Below are 20,960 nucleotides of genomic sequence, written 5' to 3'. Positions count from 1 at the left end.
ATTTGTCGCAAGGTTGCTATGAGTCGTAAATGTCAGCTGACGGGTAAAAAAGCGAATAACGCTTACGCAGTATCTCACTCTCACCGTCGCACTAAAAAGCTCCAAGAAGTTAACCTGCAATGGAAGCGGATTTGGTGGGCTGAGGGTAACCGCTGGGTTAGGCTGCGTCTTTCAACTAAAGCTATCAAAACCCTGGAACACAAGGGTTTGGCTGCAATGGCTAAAGAAGCAGGTCTCAACCTCAATCACTACTAAGCTCTCTCTACTCTTAGTACTGCATGCCTGTAAGGGTTTTGATACCACCCCTACAGGCATTTTGTCATTGAGTTAGCTATGAGCATGGCAAATGCGTAGCTTTACAAAAAATAAATTGATAATTTAAAGCTAATTTTGATCCGGAACTGATAGTTTTGCTAGAACAAGTGGGTAATATAGTTTCGATTGACTTATACACAATCTTATGAAGTTGTGATGAAGTTTAGTCTACTGCGCTTGCTCTATTTTTTGTGTGTGTCCCTTCTAAATCAACCCGTCTAATAGAGTCATGCTGTTGATTGACTATATTAAGCAGAGATGTGAGGTCAGTTCATTCACCAATCAGTAGATAAACTGAAACTTCAGCGGAGTTTGATTCTGCGATGTGGTGATTTTCTCATTGATTTATAAAGTCTTGGCTTGCTAAGACAGAACGAACCTAGAAGAAATCGTTGATTTCAGCATTTTTAATCAATCCCCTTGACTTCTCAAGCTTAGTACTGCTCAAATACAAATCCTTTCTCTTACTTTCAAAATACAGAACATTCCATCTGGAACAGGAAAGCCACCATGTCAACTCGTAAGCAACCCAAGACTAAGCGTCTAATGAACTGGCTTTTACGCAGCCTTATAGTTGTTGGTCAGCAACCGCGAGGCGCTAGCCAAGGTTTTGTGTTGCCCACTGTGGTCATGGTGACCTTGGTGGTGGTCTTGCTGACTACAGCAATGGTCCTACGTTCGTTCGATCGCTCCAAGAATGCTAGCAACTTCCGGGTTAACGAGACAGTCCTAAACGCTACTTCGCCTGCTCTCGATCGCGCCAAGGCTAAATTGGATGGCCTATTTGACGATCCAGGATTACCGAGAGGTACGCCTTCAGAAACTGAAATGTACAACGCGATCGCTACGAAGGAACGATATACCTTCGGGGATGAAACGCGTCTAAAGGTAGCTTTCGATATTGATGGCAGTGGTGGGATTAACAATACTACTGGCCCTCTACAGAATCAAGAAGTTGCTACCACAGCATGGCGTTTTCCAGTAGACACAGACAATAACGGTAAGTTCGATAGCTATACCCTCTATGGGGTTTATCTGCGTAGCCCCAGCGTTGGCGTTAATGGAGATTTTAATCGGCCTAGAAATCCCCTTGAGGCGAGGTCTGCGCCGATGGTGGACGATCGCGTACTGGATGCTGCATGTAGAAATGCTTTCGGGGGCGCGAATAGTACCTCAACATTCTTGAGCAGTACAGGTTGGTACCGCGTTAATGATGTCTTAAAGAAAAGCTTTTTTGTCTACGCTGCCACTGTACCGCTAAACAGTACTGATCCAATTGTTACTAGTAACGCTGCGAGATACGAAGCCTACAAAGGAAACAAAGGATTTTCTGCTTTAGAGTTACAGCAAGATCGTAGCCGAATTCCCATTTACAACGCTGCTGTACTCTACGAAGATGACTTAGAAATCACGCCGGGTCCTGCGTTTCGCTTAAATGGCCGAGTATTTACCAACAGCAATCTCCTGACGGGTCAGGATGATGAAGCTATCCGCTATTACCAAGTTAGCGGCACCAATTCTTGCTACATCAAAAACGAAGAAAACAGCAAGATTGTAGTTGGTGGGAACGTTGCCTATGGCAACTTCGTAGGGGGCGCAACCAGCGGAAGCGTACGAGTTGACCTGTATCAAGGCGGCAGTACTATTGCTGATGCCAACATTGGTAACGATCGCAAATCTATAACTAATGCCTCAACAGCAGGCTCCTACAACAGCCAAATTTACACTGAGCGAATTGATCTTTTGGTACGCTCTGCCATTCTAAAAGGTGGGGCTCAGACTATCGCGAGCACTTTTCCTAATCAGAGGGCAGAATCTGGTGATCCAGCTGAAGTCAAGAATAACATCGGCAGCCGACTTAACAGCGATGCCTCTCTAGACCCAGATGCGGTGCGCCAAGAAGAAATGGAGCGCTACTTTCGGCAGCGCACCCGTCGTGTCCCCTACTCAGAAGCAGCTTTTGGTAGCTCCATTATTGGCACAACTGTCAATGGAGTCGCAATTACAGATACTAATACAGACGGAGTTGCGGATGCTAATACAGGCATCTTTCCTGCCGCTGGCCTACTAAGACCCGCTGATGCTTGGGCTATGCCAACTGGTGCTGATGGTGTAACTAGTGCAGGCTACACTGGCTTGACCCTAAAAGGGACTGGCAACAACATGGAATTGCCCATGACAGAGCCCAACAAGCGGAAAAACGACTACAACCGTCAAGAAAGGTTGTTGGGCGATCGCGTTTTTGTCGGCAATAACCTGCCTTTCCTCCGGTACCTTACTGGCAGTGACAGTTTTGTCGGCCAGAGAACCCCCCACGAGCTAACTGGCAAAACCTGGGATGATGGCCCAGGAACTCGGTATCGGGAGACTCGCATAGAAGAGCTACCCGACTTGGGGGTCACAAACCGTAGCGGTTTCTGGGAAAAAGCTGCCACAGAACAGCCAGTCAATGCCCTGGATAACGTAGGTGGTTTACGAGTCATTACAGGGGCGGGTATTTACCGCGTACCAGGGTTTATCTCTGCTACCGCTGCTCTTAATACTCCTTCTTGGTTCGATCACCCATCCCTCGGTACTCCTAATCCTCTCCGTACCGGCAGATTAGCGTCTGGTGCCCCTGCTCCACTTGTGACTCGTGATACCTCTGTATTAGCAGGAACTGTAGGTGCGACCGATCGGTACAGGGTGGTATGGCCTGACTCCATGCCGATGAGAGGCGGGGTTGATGCAGCAGGTATCCAGATTGATGACAAACCCGATTTGCGCATGCGGGCAACTGCTGTCTATCACTATAAGAACAGTACAGGCATCGACCAAACTCCAATTGCTTGTATTAGTAGCTATTACGATCCTACTAATCCAACAACTGCTAAAAACATTGCTACGTGGAACGATGCTGTGGGTGGAAAATCTAACAATGGGGTGGTGTATGCAACCCCATATACCGCTCCAGCTACTAGACTGACGACTGCTGCTGCAAACATAGCAGAACTCAAGGCTCAGGCAACATTGGTCTTCCCTGATGGACGTATTGTCAATGAGCAATTACAAAATGCGTTGAAAAAGCTAACGAGCAGTGGAACTTTAGTTGCTAGCAATAAGCCGCTATCTCCAGCAGAGAATGGTGCGATTGATACTGCTATTTGCGCTATCAAGATTCTAGATAGCACTATTTCCCCAACTACAACTCCAGCTGCTAACTTCACAATTCCTCATGGAGTAATTAAAGAAGTTACGTTTCTAGATGCACGTCAGGTCAAAGCAGTTGACGGAGCCCCCAGCTTAGCAATTAGCACAGCTTCCAGTAGTACTACTACTCGGACATATAATTTCCCCTCCCCCGGCATCCCTGCTGGTACTTTGAATAAAGGGGACGTGATAACCATTGGAGGATTTACAAATAATCTAGTTACTACTGGCTTTGATGAATCAGAATTGAACGTCACTCGTGGGACTATTACAGCAGTTACTGGCACTAGCATTACTGTTTTAGGTGGTACTACTGCTGCAATCCCTAATACTTCTGGTGTCTCTGCCAAAATTCTAGAAACTTTAACTGGTAAGTACAATCTTAGTCTTGAAGAGCGCCAACCTTTAGAAGTACGAGCTACAGCTATTGATTTGGGACAACTCAAAGCTCAAGCAGTAGCAGGCAGTTCTCCAAACGAGTATTTATTCCCCAATAGCGGCATCATTTATGCCTCTCGTGATGATGCACTACTAGATCTCAGTGCACCACTTCTAAGTTCTTCTGAGCAAGACAAAATATCTCAAAGACGCACTAGTCCCGTAGATTACCGACTCGATTCGTCTCGTCGTCCCAGCGCTATTCTGTTGGAAAATGGAGCTAGTTTAGGGCGTGAGGCTAACTATAGACCCGAAGAAAAAGGTTTAGTACTAGCAACAGATTTACCTGTTTATATCAAAGGTAACTTCAACCTACACACGCAGGAAGAATTTACCACTGCTATGACAGCAAACTGGGGTAATTTCTACGCTCGGACTGGAGTCAATGAGAATTTTGCTTGTCGAGCAGGGCAGTATACCGGATGTGGAACAGGCGATCCTTGGAGACCCGCCACAGTCTTAGCGGATGCTATTACTCCCCTTTCTACTAGTTACACTTTTGGTTTCCGAAGCGAGGGCGACTATGACTTAAATAACAACCAGAGTTCTAAAGAGTCAATTGCGAAGCGCTTGAGAAATGGCTTCTGGAACAACAACTTTGTGACTAGCCGTGATTTTCAAGATGCTGACTTCAGTGTCAGTACTGGTACAGGTGCTAATAGCTCCTACTTCAACAACTTTGTCACTCCAATTCAGCGGCGTGTTACCTCTCCAACCTACGTAATGGAGATTTGTCGCAAACTTCCTGTCTCTACATGTGGGCCGAATGACTGGGTAGTTGGCTTTGATATGGACGGGAATGGTAGCTTGAACGATTCAGTTACAATTTCTGGAACAACGTACGTTGAGAGAGCTATTTCATCGAGGGATCTAGGTCAAGCAATCAAGGCAGTGCTTGCTACTGCGGACAGCGATAATAATGGCATCGTTACCAATGCTGAGGCTGATTGGTCAACGGGCTTTAATACTGGTGGTAATACCAAGAGCATAATTGACCGATTAGGTGCAGGGACTACTGCAAAACCTGCAATGGTGGCTGATGATCAACGTTATGCTCGTCGGGTAAGCTTCGCTCGCGATCGCTATAAAGCTCTAGTCTTTACCAGCATTCAAGAGGCGGCTGGGCCTCCGCCAGTCATCAATAGTGCTGCTAAACCATTAGGAGTTGGTTGCCCACTAGACGTAACAGCCAATAATCCAATTAGAAATGGCTGCCAATATCCTAATAGCGGCACTGCATCTGAATATACTCACTATGGCAAGAGAACCGCTAACGCTCTTTGGTTCAGAACGACAACCAGTATAGTGGGTGAACCAGGAGAAAACACTAATATTACCTACGAGAATGATCAGCCACTATACTACCTCCCTCCTGATCAAGGTGGTAGTAAGTTACTCCTGCCATACTTGCCTGATGTTGCTCCTCTGAATCTGCTAAACCAGGGAACCCCTTCAGCATCGGATTACGCAATCTGTACAGATCAAAACTCTGGTAAGGCTTCTACGCAGTATCAAACTAATTTTCCTATTGGTACAGTAGATACAACCTGTGAAGGAATGCTAGCTAACGGTGGAGCCATTGATGAAACTCTTGACGCACTGCTAGCTAACGGCACAACTCCTCGTGATTATGACTACAACGCAGCAACTAATCGATCTCTAATACCAAATACTTTCGGTGGCTATGATTACACATTCAATGCTAACGATACCAATAACGACGGCTTGACTGTAGTTGATTTCTCTGGCAGCACTACTTTTGAGAATGGCAGTACTATTACTCTCAATGCTGCTGGTAAGCCAAATCAAATATTCGTGTTGCGGATTGGGGCATCACTCAATATTGGTAATCCAACCAATAAGTGTGGTGAAACTGGTGGTGGTGCCACTGCGTTAAACACTGACGCTAAGTGTAACGGGGTAGTTCTAAATTTGGTTGGTGATATTAGTCCCAATAACATCGTTTGGGTTTCTGGTGGTTCAGTGAACCTAAACAACGTTAACTCTGATACATCTCCTTACCGAGCTACTCGCATTGGCGGTAACTTTATGGGTAAAGCGGGCGGTGTCACAATAGGTGCTAACGTCAACGTTGATGGCGGACGCTTTTTGGGATTCGCTAATCTCGACAAGACTCCCGCGGCGACTGGCAGCAATCCCGCTACTGTCACAGCTGTCTCCGACGACGGACAACCTTTGCTTGCTCCAGTTGCACACCTGCAAGTACCAACTGGTACTCCTACTGGCACGACAGCTAGAGTCACTGACATTGGACCGAAGCTTAACCTTCCGGATGTCACAATTGGCGAAGTACGGTCAACAAAGTGGCTGGCAAAAGCACCAGGAGCAACAACATTTAACTTAGTCGCTGCTGCTGGAGATACACCAGCTCGTCCGACCGAGGATAACGGTGGTTTACACAACTTCCTGCGTTTCCTAGAAACATGGCACGACACTGAGGTAAAAGCATTTGGCTCGTTTGTGCAGTTTAAGCGTAGCGTCTTTGCAACAGCTCCCTTCCAACCCCTCTTTCCTGCAAACGCTGGGCCTGGCGGTCTATTTGCCTATCCCCAGGTTTACAAAATAGGAAATGGCGGTGGTCGGCTACCCTACTACGAGCCACCCAATCGTAACTGGGGTTTCGATGTGGCTTTACTCAAGCAAAGACGACCAGACTTGTTAGCTGAGCGCTTCTCCACCGAGCCTATCTTCGCAGCCAATGAGTTCTTCCGTGAAGCTTCCCGCGATGATAAGTGGGTGCAACAGCTACTGTGTGCCAAGACTGTGTCAGGCGGTAACAACGCTATTAACAACAGTGAGCGTCCTGCTAACTGCCCCACTGGTACTTGGTAAGGCGTAACATTTAGTTCTAACTCTGTAACTCTGGTGGCTAGCAATGACAAAAAGTATCAGTCAACTCAAGCAAAAATCTGCTCACTCCAGCCAAAGTGGTTTCACGATCTTGGAGTCTTTGATCGCTATTGTCGTTGTTGCCATCTTGCTCAGCGCGATCGCCCCTGTAATTGTGCTGTCCGTAGCCACAAGGGTACAGGCGAGGAGAGTAGAGCTAGGCACCCAAGCCGCCAGAGCTTACATCGACGGTTTGCGATCGGGGAGCGTTACTCCTCCCCCTAGTACTACCGTAGCTGTTAGTAACGACCCTGCTACTTTTACTAGCTATGCTGCACCCACTCCATCCGCTTTAGCTTGTGCAAACAACGCCTATTGCACAACCCCAGCAGCGACAGCAGGCTTGTATTGCTTCGATGGCAATGCTGATAACGTCTGTCAGAACAATAAACCAAATGATCTAATCATTCAGGCTGTTCGTTATAACTCCACTTCTATAGATGCTGCGAGAGGCTACCTCTTAGGGGTTCGAGTCTACCGCGCCGATGCTTTCAAAGCAGATGGCAACATTTTAAGGAGTACTGATACTGCCCGAAAGAGAAGCCAGTCTGCTTTTTCAGGTACTCTCGGACCTCGCAAAGCTCCCATTATAGAACTAACCACGGAAGTGAAGGCGAGCGCGAGTTACGATAATTTCTGTCAACGTCTTGGCGGTTGCAACCAGTAATCAGGGTGCTAGTAGCTTCATGCTAACTTTTGCCAACTCAGTATTTAGTAAAACAGGGGAGAACCGCAGACATGATCAGCAGACTTAGGTGGCTTATTAAGACTCAGCTCAACCGAGTGAAACTGCCTCGATCAAAAACTAGCGGCTTTACTCTGATTGAGTTGCTGGTCGCGATGATTATCTCAGCGATCGTTCTCAGCGCCTTACTATCCTTCATGGTTGATATTCTGCGGACAGACCGTAGAGAGCAGGCAAAGTCAACCTCAGAACAAGAACTGCAAGCGGCTCTAGACTACATCACTAGAGATCTTCAGCAAGCAGTTTACATCTATGATGCTACGGGTGTTGGTGCCATTAGAAGCCAATTGCCTGAGCCATCAGCTACAGATAAAATGCCAGTCCTTGTTTTTTGGAAACGCGAGTTTCTCCAGAATGCTCGCCCAGTTTCCACAGGTTTTGATGATCAGTTCGTTTATTCCTTAGTAAGCTACTACCTGATTAAAGATTCTAGTTGCCAAAGCTCTCCCTGGTCTTGTACTGCCAGAATTGGCAGGTTTCAAATCAAAGATGGTATTTCTACGGAGTCAGGATATCTCAGTGCTTATCAACCTGACGCTGGATTTAAGCTTTTTAGTATTGGCAGTTCTGATGGCATCTCTACTGCCATGAATCAGTGGACTAAAAATGGCACGTACTCTACAGGAATTGACACCCTAGTTGACTTCGTTGACCATACACTTGCAACAACTTCTCCAGGTGCTCTAAATCCTGTTTGCCCACCAAATACTCAGCAGGTTCCACAATATAGTGGTAGCGGTGGTTCGGTCGCCGTAGATGCTCTTAAGACAGGAAGCTTTTATGCCTGTGTTGACTCAAGTAAGACGATCGCCAAAGTTTACCTTCGGGGCAATGCCTTTGCCCGCACTCTTAATAAGAGTCAAATGGCCAATCGAGCACAGTATAGACAACCCCTTTCTCCCTTCTTTCCTAGTGCAAGTGCCCAAGTTCAGGGGCGTGGTCTTTTAGGTTCCAATTAATCGCTAGATTTTGAATTAGCGAGACTTAGCAAACAGGAGAGTCGAATGCAAAGTTCCAAATTTTCTAAAACCCTATATCGATTCTCAGGCAATGAAGCTGCTTGTAAAAAACCACTACATAGCTTAAAGCGATCGCCTCAGGCTGCTAGCTCTGGTTTTACGCTGTTAGAACTTTTGGTGGTTGTAATTATCATTGCCGCGCTAGCCGCCATCACAGCTCCTGGTTGGCTAACTTTCGTCAATCGTCAGAAAGTTAGCAAGGCGCAAGATCGAATTTTTTCAGCTCTTCAAGATGCCCAAACCATAGCTAAACAGAGAAAACTAACTTACCAAGTTAGCTTTAGAAGAACTACAAATGGCGTGGCGCAATACGCGGTTCATCCTTCCTCAGTGCTCGCGGCTAATCTAGATGCAAATGTCTGGAAAAATCTGAGTCCAGAAGAGAGCGGCAGAAACAAAGCAGGGCAATTATGGGTGGGGACAAATATTACTTCCTCTGGGATAAATAAAGTTGGTAGTTCAACTGCCTTGGCATCAGGAAGCTATGCCAGCGTGGTTTTTGACTACTTTGGTACTCTTCCCCGTGGTAGTGATACAAATTTGGATATTACTATTGCCTTGCCTTTAGGTAATAACTCATCTCAACCAATTCAAGGCACAAAGCGATGTGTGAAAGTCACTTCGCTATTGGGTGCTATGAGCGCAGGTCGTTCCACTGAATGTAGCTAAATCTTATAAAACTCATTTTCTAATTCAGGCAGATAGCATAAAAAATTAAATTTCGGGCACCTTAAGTAGGATTCCAATACTTACTAGGGTGCTTTCATTTTATGAAATCTTACACTCAAGATTTTTTCCGGAAGCATTCAAACCGCAAATCACCCGGCAGGAAATCAAGCAACTCAGGATTTACGCTCCTGGAAGTCTTAGTAGTAGCTCTAGCAATAGGAAGCCTTAGCGCGATCGCAGCTCCTAGTTGCTAGCTTTTTTAAATATTCAATCTCTTAATGCTGCTCAGAATGAAGTATATCGAGCGCTGCAAGAAGCAAAAAATAATTCTGTTCACCAGAAACTAACCTGGCAAGTTAGCTTTCGAGAACAGAATGAAATATCGCAGTGGGCAGTTCATCCCCAGACTGTGAATTCAACACTATTAAAATGGCATGACTTGAGTTCTAAAGTGCAGATTGATGATGCAGAAACCACCTTGACTCAAAGTAGTGGTGTTTGGCGAATTCAATTCAACTTTAAAGGCAATGTAAACGGACAGCTTGGAAGACTGACTTTATCTTCAAAGGATGGGGGTAAAGCCAAGCGTTGCGTCATTGCTTCTACACTTATTGGTGCAATTCGTATGGCCAAAGAAAACCGTTCTCCCCAGAATGGTAGGTTTTGTTATTGAGTCGGAAAATAAAACTTTCATCACTTGTAGAACCGATGAGGTGCAGCCCTACAAGCGACAAGAATTTTGTCGGTACATGTAAGCAGCAACTAACCAGCGTTTAGTTGTTTTGCATTAGCTGCTTTTGTTTTCTCGCGATCGAGCTTCAAAATAACGACGCCTAAAGGTGGCAGGCATAGATCCATTGAGTAGGGGCGATTGTGATAAGACCATTCTTCTGTCCATTTTCCGCCTAGATTACCCATGTTGCTGCCGCCGTACTTGCGGGCATCACTATTAAATAACTCTGTATAGAATCCTGCTTCAGGAACACCAATGCGGTAGTGGGCATGCGGCTGCGGTGTAAAGTTGCAGATAGTAACTACGAAATCATCAGAGTCTTTGCCTTTACGAATGAAGGAAACTACACTGTGACGATTGTCGCTACAATCAATCCACTCAAACCCATCATTCGAGAAGTCTTGAGTGTAAAGTGCAGGTTCAGCTCGATATAAGTGATTGAGGTCACCTAGGAATTGCTTGAGTTTTTGGTGCGAGTCGTGTTGTAAAAGGTGCCATTCCAGGTCAGCCCAAACATTCCACTCACTCCACTGGCCAAACTCCATGCTCATAAATAGAGTTTTCTTGCCGGGATGCGTGAACATGTAGGCATAGAGACATCGCAGATTCGCAAATTTTTGCCACTCGTCTCCTGGCATCTTGCCAATCATGCTACTCTTGCCATGCACGATCTCGTCATGAGATAGCGCTAGCATAAAGTTCTCGCTGAAGGCATACATGATGCTGAAAGTGAGGTTGTTCTGGTGGAACTGGCGAAACCAAGGGTCCATGTTGAAGTAGTCCAGCATGTCATGCATCCACCCCATGTTCCACTTGAGGTTGAAGCCTAGACCACCGACATAAGTAGGCCATGACACCATTGGCCAAGAGGTAGACTCTTCAGCGATGGAGAGCACACCAGGAAAATAACTAAAAATGGTGTGATTAGTTTGCCGTAAGAAATCAGCGGCTTCAATGTTTTCTCGGCCACCATATTGGTTGGGTAGCCATTCTCCTGGATTACGACAGTAGTCGAGATAGAGCATGGAGGCGACTGCGTCTACTCGAATACCGTCAATGTGATATTTGTCGAACCAAAATAGGGCGTTGGCTACTAGATAATTCCGAACTTCATGCCGACCGTAGTTAAAGACTAAGGTGCCCCATTCTTTGTGCTCACCTTTTCGGGGGTCAGCATGCTCATAGAGGTAAGTGCCATCAAAGTTGGCTAGACCATGACCGTCTTTGGGAAAGTGACCAGGTACCCAATCAACTATGACCCCGATGCCATTTTGGTGGCACTGGTCGATGAAATACATTAAGTCTTGAGGGGTGCCGTAGCGAGAAGTACAGGCGTAGTAGCCAATAACTTGATATCCCCAAGACCCATCGAAGGGGTGCTCGGCGATCGGTAGAAGCTCAATGTGGGTAAAGCCTAACTCTTTGACGTAAGGAATGAGGCGATCGGCCAACTCTCGGTAGGTGAGAAAACGGGCTCCAGGCTTGAGGTCAGAAACGAGGACGACAGGCTCCGCTTCGCCATTGGGTAAGCGAGCGGGTTCAGCAGAGGAGCCATGTAACCAGGAACCTAAATGAACTTCATAAACTGAAATAGGTTGGGTGAGCGGTTCTGTATGACGACGCTGCTCCATCCAATCCTGATCGTTCCAGGTGTAATTATCTAAGTTAGTGACAATGGAGGCTGTTTTAGGCCGAATTTCTTGTTGAAAACCAAAGGGATCAGATTTTTCGTAGATATGTCCCGCTTGGTTTTTAATTTCGTATTTGTAGCGATCGCCCTCTGTTAAGGCTGGAATGAATAGTTCCCAAATCCCGGAAGGACCTTTACGCATCTGGTGCTTACGGCCATCCCAGTGGTTAAAGTCACCTAGAACAGAAACGTTACGAGCGTTAGGTGCCCAAACTGCGAAATAAACGCCTTTGACCCCTTCGACTTCTGTCAGATGTGCCCCTAATTTCTCGTAAAGGCGATGGTGGTTACCTTCAGCAAACAAATGTAGATCGAAGTCTGTGAGGTAAGGAGAACGAAAGGCATAGGGGTCGTAGATGACACGCTCATGATTCCCCTCTTGAATGCGTAATTGATAATTAGCTAACTCTGGAGTATCAATGGTGCATTCAAAGAAATGAGGATGATGAATGGGTTGCATCGCATGCTCTGCCCGTTCTTCTGGCAAAATCACCCAGGCTGCATCTGCATTGGGCAGATAAGCTCGCACGACCCAAACAGTTTGGCCATCCCTTTGTACGGCATGAGGGCCCAAAACTTCAAAGGGGTCATGGTGCTGATTCCAAACAATCCGCTCAATTTGCTCAGGGGCGACGGTCATTGACATGAAACTACCTACCTAAACGAGATTATTGAATGCGTTCCAACTCGGGAAAAAGGTTTTGTAATATGCGTGTGGCTCTGAAATCCAGAGGCTGTTGTCTTAGTTGGGAGAAACTGAAGGCACTGAAAACCTTTGAAAGAATTAGCATTAACAGCTTACGCCCACTCCGAACGTTGAATGGGGTGGACGCACGTAACTGATAATTGGCAAGGTGTATAAAACCCAAATGTAAAAATCAGGTAATGAACTGTAGTAAACCGTAGCAAATCATAGCTAAAGTCTCAAATCATCTGCCTAAATCCAGACATGTTTGCGGTGGTCAGGTAGGGTTTACTGGATGAGTTCTGGCTAGTTCTCGGGTTAGGCAGGCAAATTTTGTCAGAGATGTTAGGAAAAACTGGGCTTGCGGCTAGGGCTGAAAACTACGAAGGTGGGTGTGCGATCGCGACCTCAATTGGCGCTCTTAGAGAGAAAAGACATAGCGACTCAGCGTAATAAAAAGGGGAAAAAAGTCCGAATAAACTGGCGTAAGCGTAGTAAGGTGATGGTTCGTCTGACCTGGGGAGACAACTTGGGATCAATAGGCGGTCCTGCCTCCAGTTGGGCCTGCAACTCAGCGTACTGTGCTGGAGTCAAGGGCTTTCCATCGACGGGCGATCGCGCTTCAGTAATAATTTCAGTCCTTAGAATTTCTTCAGGGGTATCCTCCGCAGGGGGTAATGCGTAAGCAAATTCAGTAGCTAAAGCAAACAAGCAGACAATTGAACCTAAGATAGAAGTAGCGCTGAGCTTCAAGCCCATAAGGAATATTTGCCTTTTATGGTTCATGCAGACAGCCTTTTTCTGTCATCCTAAGCTACAAGGCAGCGATTCCTAACTAGGTAAAGCATTTTTCAAGGAATAAAGTCTCTTAAAAAATTAATAAGGTTAGGTTAGCAATCAACTTGGCGATCGCTGAGGCCTTGGTTCAAGTTACTTAGTGCTCACCACAAATTTTAGCCACCGTTAAATAACAATAAGCTCACAAGAGCCAGTTTGCTAAAGCTTGGAATGGTTGCCAAACTCGACTACTGGGCTCTTGTAAGCCACCAAATTAATTACAGGGTTGTTAGAGGACGGCCACCTTCAACCTAGATCCAGTTCATATAGCGATCGGTCTTAGAGCAGTACGACGCTAAAAGCTTGACTTGGACTGCAATAGGTTGTGAGGAGCAATCTCTTGGCTGTTTCATACTTTGAGGCTAAATCCACTATTCAGGCAGTTTTGTACACTGACTGAGGGATAGGGCTTGTCAAGTATGGGAAAAAAGCCTAGGGAGATGTAGTAGGAGAGGTGGTTGGGGAACCCGCAGGGGATTCACCAGGGGAAGGGCTAGTAGTGGTATCACCACCACCGCAAGCTCCCAAAGCAGCGGCCAAGCTGAGTACTAAGGCGAGGCTAATTACTTTCTTATTCATACACTCCTCTTTCACTATCTATGGCAAGGATAACAAGTTGCTAGTTGAATACAGCACTGGGCTCGCTGGACCTTCCTGCCGTAAAACAACAGGATTTCTAGGTTGCTGATTGCCTGAGGATTGCTCCTCAAAGCTCTACATAAAGTAGTTCAGGCTGTAGTACCTAACCTTAGCAATTCGTCTACCGAGATTGCCGGGATGACCTAAGCACCTACCAACTATAAAGCTAGTAGTTTCCCAGTTTCTTTAGGTACTGAGTTATTTGTAGCATAATTAATGGCTTCCAACCCAAGAGGGCAAAAAGCCTGTTTCTGAGCGAACTGGCAAAACCTTTAGCTGATGTAGACATTGCGAGTGATCTGCTCTTCATTTCACGAAAAGTATGGTGGTGTGAGATTAAGTAGATACAAATCGACTACCAAAGGAAGCAACGACACTGTTTAGGGATGTGTCAGTCTTGGCTGGCGGCAGAGAACTTACTAAACAGAAAATAAGGTTGAAAAGTATTGTTTGTTGTTGAGTTGTTTCCTCGTCCGTGTGTTTCAGTAGAACGTAAGCTTTGGCACTAGCTGATTGATGGTTCGATAAATGTCAAATAAACTACTGAAGTTTTCGCTCAAAAGCGTCATCTTCATAGGGATTTCAGTGTCAGTATTTGCAGTTTGAATCTAGAAGCATCTATCGGTCCAATGGTAGACTCTCTAGTGCCTTATGCTCTTTCCCCTGTTACACCGTGTGTTTCCCTTTACCAACTTTTCTGGTCGGCTAGCTCTGAGCCAGTATCATCAGCAAAGCGCTCTATTGCGCAAGATTGTTGACCGCATCCGTAATTCTTTGGAGTTGAACGTTGTACTTCAAACAGCGGTGGATGAGGTTGGCACGTTACTGAATCTGGATTACTGTGCTTTTTTTTGGTATTTCAGTGACACTTGCCGAGTGCAGGTTGTCTGTGAACGCCTAGGGAGCGATCGCGGCTCTCAGCTAGGCTATACACCATTGGCCGCTTTCGGAGATGCGGCTGAGGCGATCGCCCAAGGTCAGTTGATTGTGAGTTGTGGCGATGCTCATGCTTCTGCTACTACTCGCTGGCTAAGGCAGTGGCTAGCGAAATGGCAACGCTCTAAAAGTGGGCTAAATTTTCAGGTGCTGGAAGCACGAGCCAACTTATTAGTTCCTGTTTTGGATCGAGCTGATTCCATCGGTTATTTAGTTTGTTTGTCAGACCAACCTCGCCGCTGGAAAACAGCTGAGGTGGAGTTTATGGCGTCGTTGGCGCAGCAATTAGAAATTGCGATTCGCCAAGCTCGGCTTTATGAGCAGACACAACGGCAGGCCCAACGCGAGCAACTAGTAAATCAGATTACCAGCCAAACTCGGCAAAGCTTTGACTTGGAAACCATTTTGACGCAGGCGATCGCGCAGCTACTAAAAGCGCTAGAGGCCGATCGCTGTTTAGTGCATTTAGTGGAACATGGTGAAGTAGAGCCACTGAATGTACTGCCACAGCTTGTCCAAGAATCCATTCCTGGCGCTGCTTTTCGGCGCAAACACTTATACGAAATTTGCCGAGAATCCTTCTCCCCTTCCATTAACGACTTTGACACGCATGGCCCCATTACTCAGTGGGTGATTCAGCATCGCCAACCTGTGGTGATGATGGATGTGGCTCAAGATGAGCGAGTCGGTCCCTACAACGAGGAATACAAACAAGCCCAGATTCAATCATCCTTAGTGGTGCCAGTGCAAACCAATGGGATTCTGCACGCCATTTTGTACTTAAACCAGTGCTCTCATACACGCTATTGGTCAGATAACGACCAGCAACTCGCTCAAGCAGTTGCTGACCAATTAGCGATCTCCATTCAGCAGGCAAATTTGTATGCTCAAACTCAGCAGCAAGCCTTAGAAAGTGCAGCTCAAGCTCAACATTTAGCAAAAACGTTACAAGAACTGCAACTCACTCAAGCTCAGTTGATTCAGAGTGAGAAAATGTCCAGCTTGGGGCAGATGGTGGCAGGGGTCGCGCATGAAATTAACAACCCCGTTAGTTTTATCTACGGCAATATTCCTTATATTGAGCGCTATATCGAGGAGCTCAACCGCCTTTTAGTTGCCTATCAAGTCCACTATCCGCAGCCAGTGGCAGAAGTGCAAACTTTGATTGATGAAGTAGAACTTGGCTTTCTGCTCAAAGATTTGTTCCGTATCCTGAAGTCGATGAAGGTGGGTTCCTCCCGGATTCGGGAAATTGTGCTGTCGCTACGAAACTTCGCCCGCCTGGATGAGTCGAGTCGCAAAACTGTGAATTTGCATGATGGTTTAGAGAGTACTTTAGCGATCTTGCAAAATCAGTTAAATGAAATCCAAGTGATTCGCGATTATGGCGCTCTGCCGCCGCTAGAGTGCTATCCGCGACAACTCAATCAGGTTTTTCTAAATTTGATCACCAATGCGATCGAAGCGCTCAGTGGTGGGGCCACCCAGACCAAAACTATTACGCAGCTCAAAACCATTACGATTCGGACAGAACTGGTCTTGGGTGCGTCAGGAAAGGAAAACTTTGCTCGGATTGCGATCGCAGATAATGGTCCTGGAATTTCTCCCAAACTCCAAGCCAAAATATTTGATCCCTTCTTCACTACCAAAAAAATTGGTCAAGGAACAGGGCTCGGCTTAACCGTCAGCTATCAAATTGTGGTCAATCAGCATCAGGGCCAACTCCGGTGCCACTCTGAGCCAGGGCAAGGAACCGAGTTTGCGATTGAGCTACCTGTGAAATATTTTCACCTACTCTCAGATCCGCAAGCCTTGGAGCAAACCTCTACATTGGCCTCTGAATTTGCTCGGGTGACGGAGGCGATCGCATCGGTGCCGACAGTTGTTGCTCCAGAAGCTTAATCCAGGGCAACTTTTGCTCATATCTCGCTTGAGTCCTGCCCTGACTTTTGCCAGGGATCAAAAAACGTGAACTGACTCGGCAGACTAGGCAGGGAGTTCACTTTAGGTCATGCTATAGACCGTGCAGATTAATCCATTGATATGCAAGGAGCTTTGGGAATGACCGCGTCAGTAGACCCCATTCAGTTGATGAAGCAAGAAGTTGCCAAGGCCGCAGCCGCTCGTGTGCACTCCGGTTCTATTGTGGGGTTAGGCTCCGGGTCAACCGCAGCATTGATGATTCAGTATTTGGGCGATCGCCTGCAATCTGGAGAACTCAAGGACATCAAAGGCGTGCCGACTTCCTTCCAATCCTCGGTACTGGCGAAGCAGTATGGCATCCCCTTAGTGACGCTAGATGAAATTGAGTACATCGACATTGCGATCGACGGAGCCGATGAAGTTGACCCGCAGCACAATTTGATCAAGGGTGGCGGTGCGGCTCATACTCGCGAAAAAATTGTGGATGCCTTAGCCAAAGAATTCATTGTGGTGGTGGATAGCTCTAAGCTAGTTGATCGCTTAGGTACTACTTTTAAGCTGCCTGTTGAAGTGATCCCGATGGCAATTACACCAGTGGCACGGGCGATCGAGAAGTTGGGTGGCAAGCCAGAACTACGGATGGGTGTCAAGAAAGCTGGCCCCGTGATCACCGATCAGGGCAACATGGTGCTGGATGTGAAGTTTGACAGCATCGACAACCCCGCTGAGATGGAAAAGACGATCAACAACATTCCCGGCGTTTTGGAAAATGGTTTGTTTGTCGGCCTAACCGATCTCGTGTTGGTCGGTGAAGTGAAAGACGGGCAACCGATCGTGCGCGAAGCATAATTGTTGAATTAACCTGGCAATGTGGGCGAACGACCGTTCGCCCCTACCGTGGTAGAGACGCAGGGGTTAAAGATGCAGTATCGGCGGTTTGGGCGGACAGAGTTATCCATGCCTGTGTTTTCTTGTGGAGGAATGCGCTACCAATACAAGTGGCAAGATGTCCCCAAAGATACAGTTCCTGCTGATAACCAACAGAATTTAGAGGCAACGGTTCGACGGGCTGTAAAACTAGGGATCAACCACATCGAAACGGCGCGGGGATATGGTAGCTCCGAAATGCAGTTGGGAGCGGTATTACCAAAACTGCCACGCGACCAGTTAATTGTGCAAACCAAAATCATTCCGACCGCAGATCCGCAAGGGTTTTTGCAAACCTTTGAGCAATCAATGGCTTACCTGCAACTCGATCATGTGGAGCTGTTGTCGTTGCATGGCGTAAATAATGCCGAACTGCTGGAGTACTGCCTGCGTCCCGGCGGTTGTTTAGAAGTAGCCCAAAAGCTGCGATCGCAAGGTCGAGTACGCTTTATTGGCTTTTCCACCCACGCGCCTCTAGAAGTAATTTTGCAGGCGATCGCCACGGACCAGTTCGACTATGTGAACTTGCATTGGTACTACATCAACCAAAACAATTGGCCCGCGATCGAGGCTGCTGGGAAGCACGATATGGGTGTGTTTATCATCAGCCCTACCAACAAAGGTGGTGACCTCTACAAACCCCCTCAAAAGTTGGTGGACTTGTGTGCGCCTCTCAGCCCGATGGTCTTTAACGATCTGTTCTGTCTGAGTCACCCCCAGGTACACACGCTGAGTATTGGCGCGTCTCGTCCCACCGACTTTGACGAACATCTGAGAACCCTAGACCTGCTCGATCGCGCTGATGAAATTTTGCCCCCGATTTTGGCTTGCTTGGAACAAGCAGCGATCGCGGCTCTGGGTGAAGAGTGGTGGAGAACTTGGCATGTTGGCTTGCCTAAACCTGAGGAAACCCCAGGAGGCATGAACATTCATACCATTCTCGGGTTGCGAAATCTAGCGATCGCTTATGACATGGTGGATTACGGCAAGATGCGCTACAACTTGCTGGGTCAAGCGGATCATTGGTTTCCCGGTGCCAGAGCCGAAAAAGTGGCAGAACTAGATTTACGGCAATGCTTGGAGAATAGCCCTCACGCTGACAAAATCCCTGCGTTATTAGCAGAAGCTCATGAAATTTTGGGTGGTGCAACGGTACAGCGGTTATCGCAAAGCTGAAAGATTTTGCCTACTTAACCTTTGACCCTAATTGAGCTAGAGTGCCAAAGGGTTGAACTCGCCTTTGGAAATTCTCTCATCGTTGGTTGACGGCTGATTATGACCAAACTGCAAGCACTAATTTTTGATGTCGATGGCACCTTGGCCGATACCGAGCGGGATGGTCATCGGGTTGCCTTTAATCGCGCTTTTGCGGAAGCTGGGTTGGATTGGGATTGGACTGTCGAGCTATACGGAGAACTATTAGCCGTCACAGGCGGCAAAGAGCGAATGAAGTTCTACCTCGACAAATATCGCTCAGACTTCCAGCGTCCTAATAATTTGGACGAGTTTATCGCAGCGTTACACAAGGCTAAAACCAAGCACTATACGCAACTACTCAGCGAAGGCAGCATTCCGCTGCGACCTGGGGTGAAGCGGTTGTTGGATGAAGCGCGTGCCCAAGGGTTTCGCTTGGCGATCGCGACTACGACCACTCCTGCCAATGTCACAGCTCTTTTAGAGAGTACTTTGGGCCACGAAAGCATTGCCTGGTTTGATGTAATTGCGGCGGGTGATATTGTGCCAGCGAAGAAACCTGCTCCTGACATTTATTTCTATGCCTTAGAGCAAATGCAGATTGCGTCTCAGGATTGCATCGCGTTTGAGGATTCACACAATGGCTTGATTTCGGCTGACAAAGCGGATCTCAAGACGATTGTGACGATTAATGATTACACCAAAGACCAAGATTTTCCAGGAGCTGTAGTGGTTTTGGATCATCTGGGTGATCCGGGTATGCCGTTTACGGTGCTTTCTGGTGAGGTGGGTTGGACGACTTTTGTGGATATGGAGTTGGTGCAGCATTTGCACGGTCGCTAGGCGATCGCATCTGCTTGATTGAGTTGTCTTAGTTGGAGTTTGTGAAATCCGAACCCTTGAGGGCACCTGCCCTCAAACTCCCGCTGAGGGACGGTTGCGTCCCCCAGGCCCCCTCCAAAAGTGCTTTGGTTGGCCAAGTGTGGCTCTCCTCAGGAGGGTTTTGTTTAGGTTTGGTTAGATTACGGCGATGCAGTCGATCTCAACTTGGACATCTTTGGGGAGGCGGGCGACTTGGACGCAGGCGCGGGCTGGGGCGGTGGCTTCGTCGAAGTGGCGGGCGTAGATGCTGTTGACTGCTGCAAAGTCGTTCATGTCAGCTAGAAATACTGTAGTTCTCACCACATCTGCAAAAGTGGCTCCTGCTTCCTTGAGGATCGCTTCCAGATTGGCCATCACCTGTTCCGTCTGCCGCACTACATCTCCCTCACCCACGATCGCCCCAGTTTGCGGATCAAGTGCGATCTGCCCTGCTACAAACACCAACTGCCCACTCGCCGCGATCGCCTGATTGTATGGCCCCACCGGAGCGGGAGCCTGCTCTGTCCGAATTACCTTGCGCGTCATATCCCTTCAACCATCAATATGAAACCAAGGCATTTTCGCACAAACCTATCGAAACACTGACACCCAACTTCGTCTGGAGGGGGTCTGGGGGACGGCTACGTCCCCCAGCGGGAGTTTGAGGGCAAGCGCCCCCAAGGGTTCGGATTTTAGTCAAAACCCAAGCATTCTCAAACCAAACTCTTCCCAAGCAACCCTAAACTAAATGGGGGCGCAACCCATAATGCCGATACCGCCAATAATCCCGCAAAATTCGATCGTGATCGAAACAAAGATTCTCAGGCACCCGCCAAGGCTCAAATAGCGCAATTCCCTTCGCGTCATCTCCCGCCTGCGGTTCTCCCTTCGCCTCCGCGATAAACACCACACTCATCGTATGTTTACGCGGGTCACGACTTGGGTCGGAATAAACCTGAAATTGCTCAATTAGTTCAACCTCTAAACCTGTTTCCTCCCGTGCTTCCCGGCGAGCTGCCGCCTCCACAGGCTCTCCATAGTCCACAAACCCACCTGGGATCGCCCAACCATAAGGCTCATTCAGCCGCTCAATCAGCACAATCGGGCGATGAGGGCGCTCGCTCAGCTCAATAATGATGTCAACAGTGGGGATTGGATTACGGTAGGCCAAAGGTTTCAACTCCTGAAAGGGAGGCAGAAGTAATTCTACCAAGGGAAGATTCCACTAAGATGAGGGGTGGCTACACTGA

16 protein-coding genes are annotated in these 20,960 nt (G+C 47.4%); 11 read left to right on the top strand and 5 right to left on the bottom strand.

Features of this window, described 5'->3' with window-relative positions; genetic code table 11:
* The first annotated feature begins 18 nt into the window (after positions 1–18).
* The 7 genes from rpmB to NDA01_RS17730 all read left to right on the top strand — a co-directional run bounded on the left by rpmB (position 19) and on the right by NDA01_RS17730 (position 9,958).
* Complete coding sequence (gene rpmB / locus NDA01_RS17760; protein WP_190551988.1) at positions 19–255, top strand: 50S ribosomal protein L28; 237 nt, start codon at positions 19–21, stop codon at positions 253–255.
* Between the two features lie 570 nt (positions 256–825).
* Entirely contained in the window at positions 826–6,795 is a 5,970-nt protein-coding gene (gene hpsA / locus NDA01_RS17755; RefSeq protein WP_348228985.1) for a hormogonium polysaccharide biosynthesis protein HpsA, read from the top strand.
* A gap of 43 nt (positions 6,796–6,838) precedes the next feature.
* A complete protein-coding gene (gene hpsB, locus NDA01_RS17750; protein WP_348228984.1) occupies positions 6,839–7,519 on the top strand; it encodes a hormogonium polysaccharide secretion pseudopilin HpsB in 681 nt (226 codons plus the stop codon).
* 71 nt (positions 7,520–7,590) lie between these two features.
* Positions 7,591–8,556, top strand: coding sequence for a hormogonium polysaccharide secretion pseudopilin HpsC (gene hpsC, locus NDA01_RS17745; RefSeq protein WP_348228983.1), 966 nt, complete (start codon positions 7,591–7,593; stop codon positions 8,554–8,556).
* A 45-nt stretch (positions 8,557–8,601) separates the two neighbouring features.
* Positions 8,602–9,285 carry a prepilin-type N-terminal cleavage/methylation domain-containing protein gene (locus NDA01_RS17740; RefSeq protein WP_348228982.1) on the top strand — a complete coding sequence of 228 codons (684 nt, stop codon included), beginning with the start codon at positions 8,602–8,604 and terminating at the stop codon, positions 9,283–9,285.
* A 101-nt stretch (positions 9,286–9,386) separates the two neighbouring features.
* Positions 9,387–9,539, top strand: a complete 153-nt coding sequence (locus NDA01_RS17735) for a type II secretion system protein (protein WP_348228981.1) — start codon at positions 9,387–9,389, stop codon at positions 9,537–9,539.
* The gene (locus NDA01_RS17730) at positions 9,533–9,958 is read left to right on the top strand and encodes a GspH/FimT family pseudopilin (RefSeq protein ID WP_348228980.1); all 426 of its coding nucleotides are present in this window, start codon (positions 9,533–9,535) and stop codon (positions 9,956–9,958) included. The genes NDA01_RS17735 and NDA01_RS17730 overlap by 7 nt, the downstream gene beginning before the upstream one ends.
* A gap of 89 nt (positions 9,959–10,047) precedes the next feature.
* Here NDA01_RS17730 and glgB read toward each other — a convergent pair whose 3' ends face one another.
* From glgB to NDA01_RS17715, 3 genes are all read right to left on the bottom strand, one after another.
* Positions 10,048–12,354 (bottom strand): 1,4-alpha-glucan branching protein GlgB, encoded by a 2,307-nt coding sequence (gene glgB, locus NDA01_RS17725; protein ID WP_348228979.1) that lies wholly within the window; start codon positions 12,352–12,354, stop codon positions 10,048–10,050.
* A 483-nt stretch (positions 12,355–12,837) separates the two neighbouring features.
* Positions 12,838–13,152, bottom strand: a complete 315-nt coding sequence (locus tag NDA01_RS17720) for a hypothetical protein (RefSeq protein ID WP_348228978.1) — start codon at positions 13,150–13,152, stop codon at positions 12,838–12,840.
* 510 nt (positions 13,153–13,662) lie between these two features.
* The gene (locus NDA01_RS17715; protein ID WP_190438965.1) at positions 13,663–13,809 is read right to left on the bottom strand and encodes a hypothetical protein; all 147 of its coding nucleotides are present in this window, start codon (positions 13,807–13,809) and stop codon (positions 13,663–13,665) included.
* Positions 13,810–14,520: 711 nt separating this feature from the next.
* Between NDA01_RS17715 and NDA01_RS17710 the strand changes: the two genes are divergently transcribed.
* The 4 genes from NDA01_RS17710 (at position 14,521) to NDA01_RS17695 (ending at position 19,692) form a co-directional block, all read left to right on the top strand.
* Positions 14,521–16,707, top strand: coding sequence for a GAF domain-containing sensor histidine kinase (locus NDA01_RS17710; RefSeq protein WP_348228977.1), 2,187 nt, complete (start codon positions 14,521–14,523; stop codon positions 16,705–16,707).
* A 159-nt stretch (positions 16,708–16,866) separates the two neighbouring features.
* Positions 16,867–17,577: a ribose-5-phosphate isomerase RpiA gene (gene rpiA, locus NDA01_RS17705; protein WP_190438955.1), complete on the top strand. Its 711-nt coding sequence runs from the start codon at positions 16,867–16,869 to the stop codon at positions 17,575–17,577.
* A gap of 21 nt (positions 17,578–17,598) precedes the next feature.
* On the top strand, positions 17,599–18,831 hold the full coding sequence (locus NDA01_RS17700) for an aldo/keto reductase (RefSeq protein WP_431193434.1): 1,233 nt from the start codon (positions 17,599–17,601) through the stop codon (positions 18,829–18,831).
* Positions 18,832–18,930: 99 nt separating this feature from the next.
* Positions 18,931–19,692, top strand: coding sequence for an HAD family hydrolase (locus tag NDA01_RS17695; protein ID WP_348228976.1), 762 nt, complete (start codon positions 18,931–18,933; stop codon positions 19,690–19,692).
* A gap of 174 nt (positions 19,693–19,866) precedes the next feature.
* Here NDA01_RS17695 and NDA01_RS17690 read toward each other — a convergent pair whose 3' ends face one another.
* Positions 19,867–20,256 (bottom strand): RidA family protein, encoded by a 390-nt coding sequence (locus tag NDA01_RS17690; RefSeq protein ID WP_348228975.1) that lies wholly within the window; start codon positions 20,254–20,256, stop codon positions 19,867–19,869.
* 193 nt (positions 20,257–20,449) lie between these two features.
* On the bottom strand, positions 20,450–20,923 hold the full coding sequence (locus tag NDA01_RS17685; RefSeq protein WP_431193433.1) for an NUDIX domain-containing protein: 474 nt from the start codon (positions 20,921–20,923) through the stop codon (positions 20,450–20,452).
* Between the last annotated feature and the right edge of the window lie 37 nt (positions 20,924–20,960).

This window comes from Trichocoleus desertorum AS-A10 (assembly GCF_039962155.1).
Classification (GTDB): domain Bacteria; phylum Cyanobacteriota; class Cyanobacteriia; order FACHB-46; family FACHB-46; genus Trichocoleus.
This window is presented reverse-complemented; position numbering and strand designations above follow the sequence as displayed.

Excerpts from the sequence above, each read along its gene's own strand:
- NDA01_RS17690 (WP_348228975.1), bottom strand. The coding sequence starts at position 20,256 with ATGACGCGCAAGGTAATTCGGACAGAGCAGGCTCCCGCTCCGGTGGGG.
- hpsB (WP_348228984.1), top strand. The coding sequence starts at position 6,839 with ATGACAAAAAGTATCAGTCAACTCAAGCAAAAATCTGCTCACTCCAGC.
- rpiA (WP_190438955.1), top strand. The coding sequence starts at position 16,867 with ATGACCGCGTCAGTAGACCCCATTCAGTTGATGAAGCAAGAAGTTGCC.
- NDA01_RS17715 (WP_190438965.1), bottom strand. The coding sequence starts at position 13,809 with ATGAATAAGAAAGTAATTAGCCTCGCCTTAGTACTCAGCTTGGCCGCT.
- NDA01_RS17710 (WP_348228977.1), top strand. The coding sequence starts at position 14,521 with ATGCTCTTTCCCCTGTTACACCGTGTGTTTCCCTTTACCAACTTTTCT.
- glgB (WP_348228979.1), bottom strand. The coding sequence starts at position 12,354 with ATGTCAATGACCGTCGCCCCTGAGCAAATTGAGCGGATTGTTTGGAAT.
- NDA01_RS17740 (WP_348228982.1), top strand. The coding sequence starts at position 8,602 with ATGCAAAGTTCCAAATTTTCTAAAACCCTATATCGATTCTCAGGCAAT.
- NDA01_RS17695 (WP_348228976.1), top strand. The coding sequence starts at position 18,931 with ATGACCAAACTGCAAGCACTAATTTTTGATGTCGATGGCACCTTGGCC.
- NDA01_RS17720 (WP_348228978.1), bottom strand. The coding sequence starts at position 13,152 with ATGGGCTTGAAGCTCAGCGCTACTTCTATCTTAGGTTCAATTGTCTGC.
- rpmB (WP_190551988.1), top strand. The coding sequence starts at position 19 with ATGAGTCGTAAATGTCAGCTGACGGGTAAAAAAGCGAATAACGCTTAC.
- hpsA (WP_348228985.1), top strand. The coding sequence starts at position 826 with ATGTCAACTCGTAAGCAACCCAAGACTAAGCGTCTAATGAACTGGCTT.
- NDA01_RS17735 (WP_348228981.1), top strand. The coding sequence starts at position 9,387 with ATGAAATCTTACACTCAAGATTTTTTCCGGAAGCATTCAAACCGCAAA.
- hpsC (WP_348228983.1), top strand. The coding sequence starts at position 7,591 with ATGATCAGCAGACTTAGGTGGCTTATTAAGACTCAGCTCAACCGAGTG.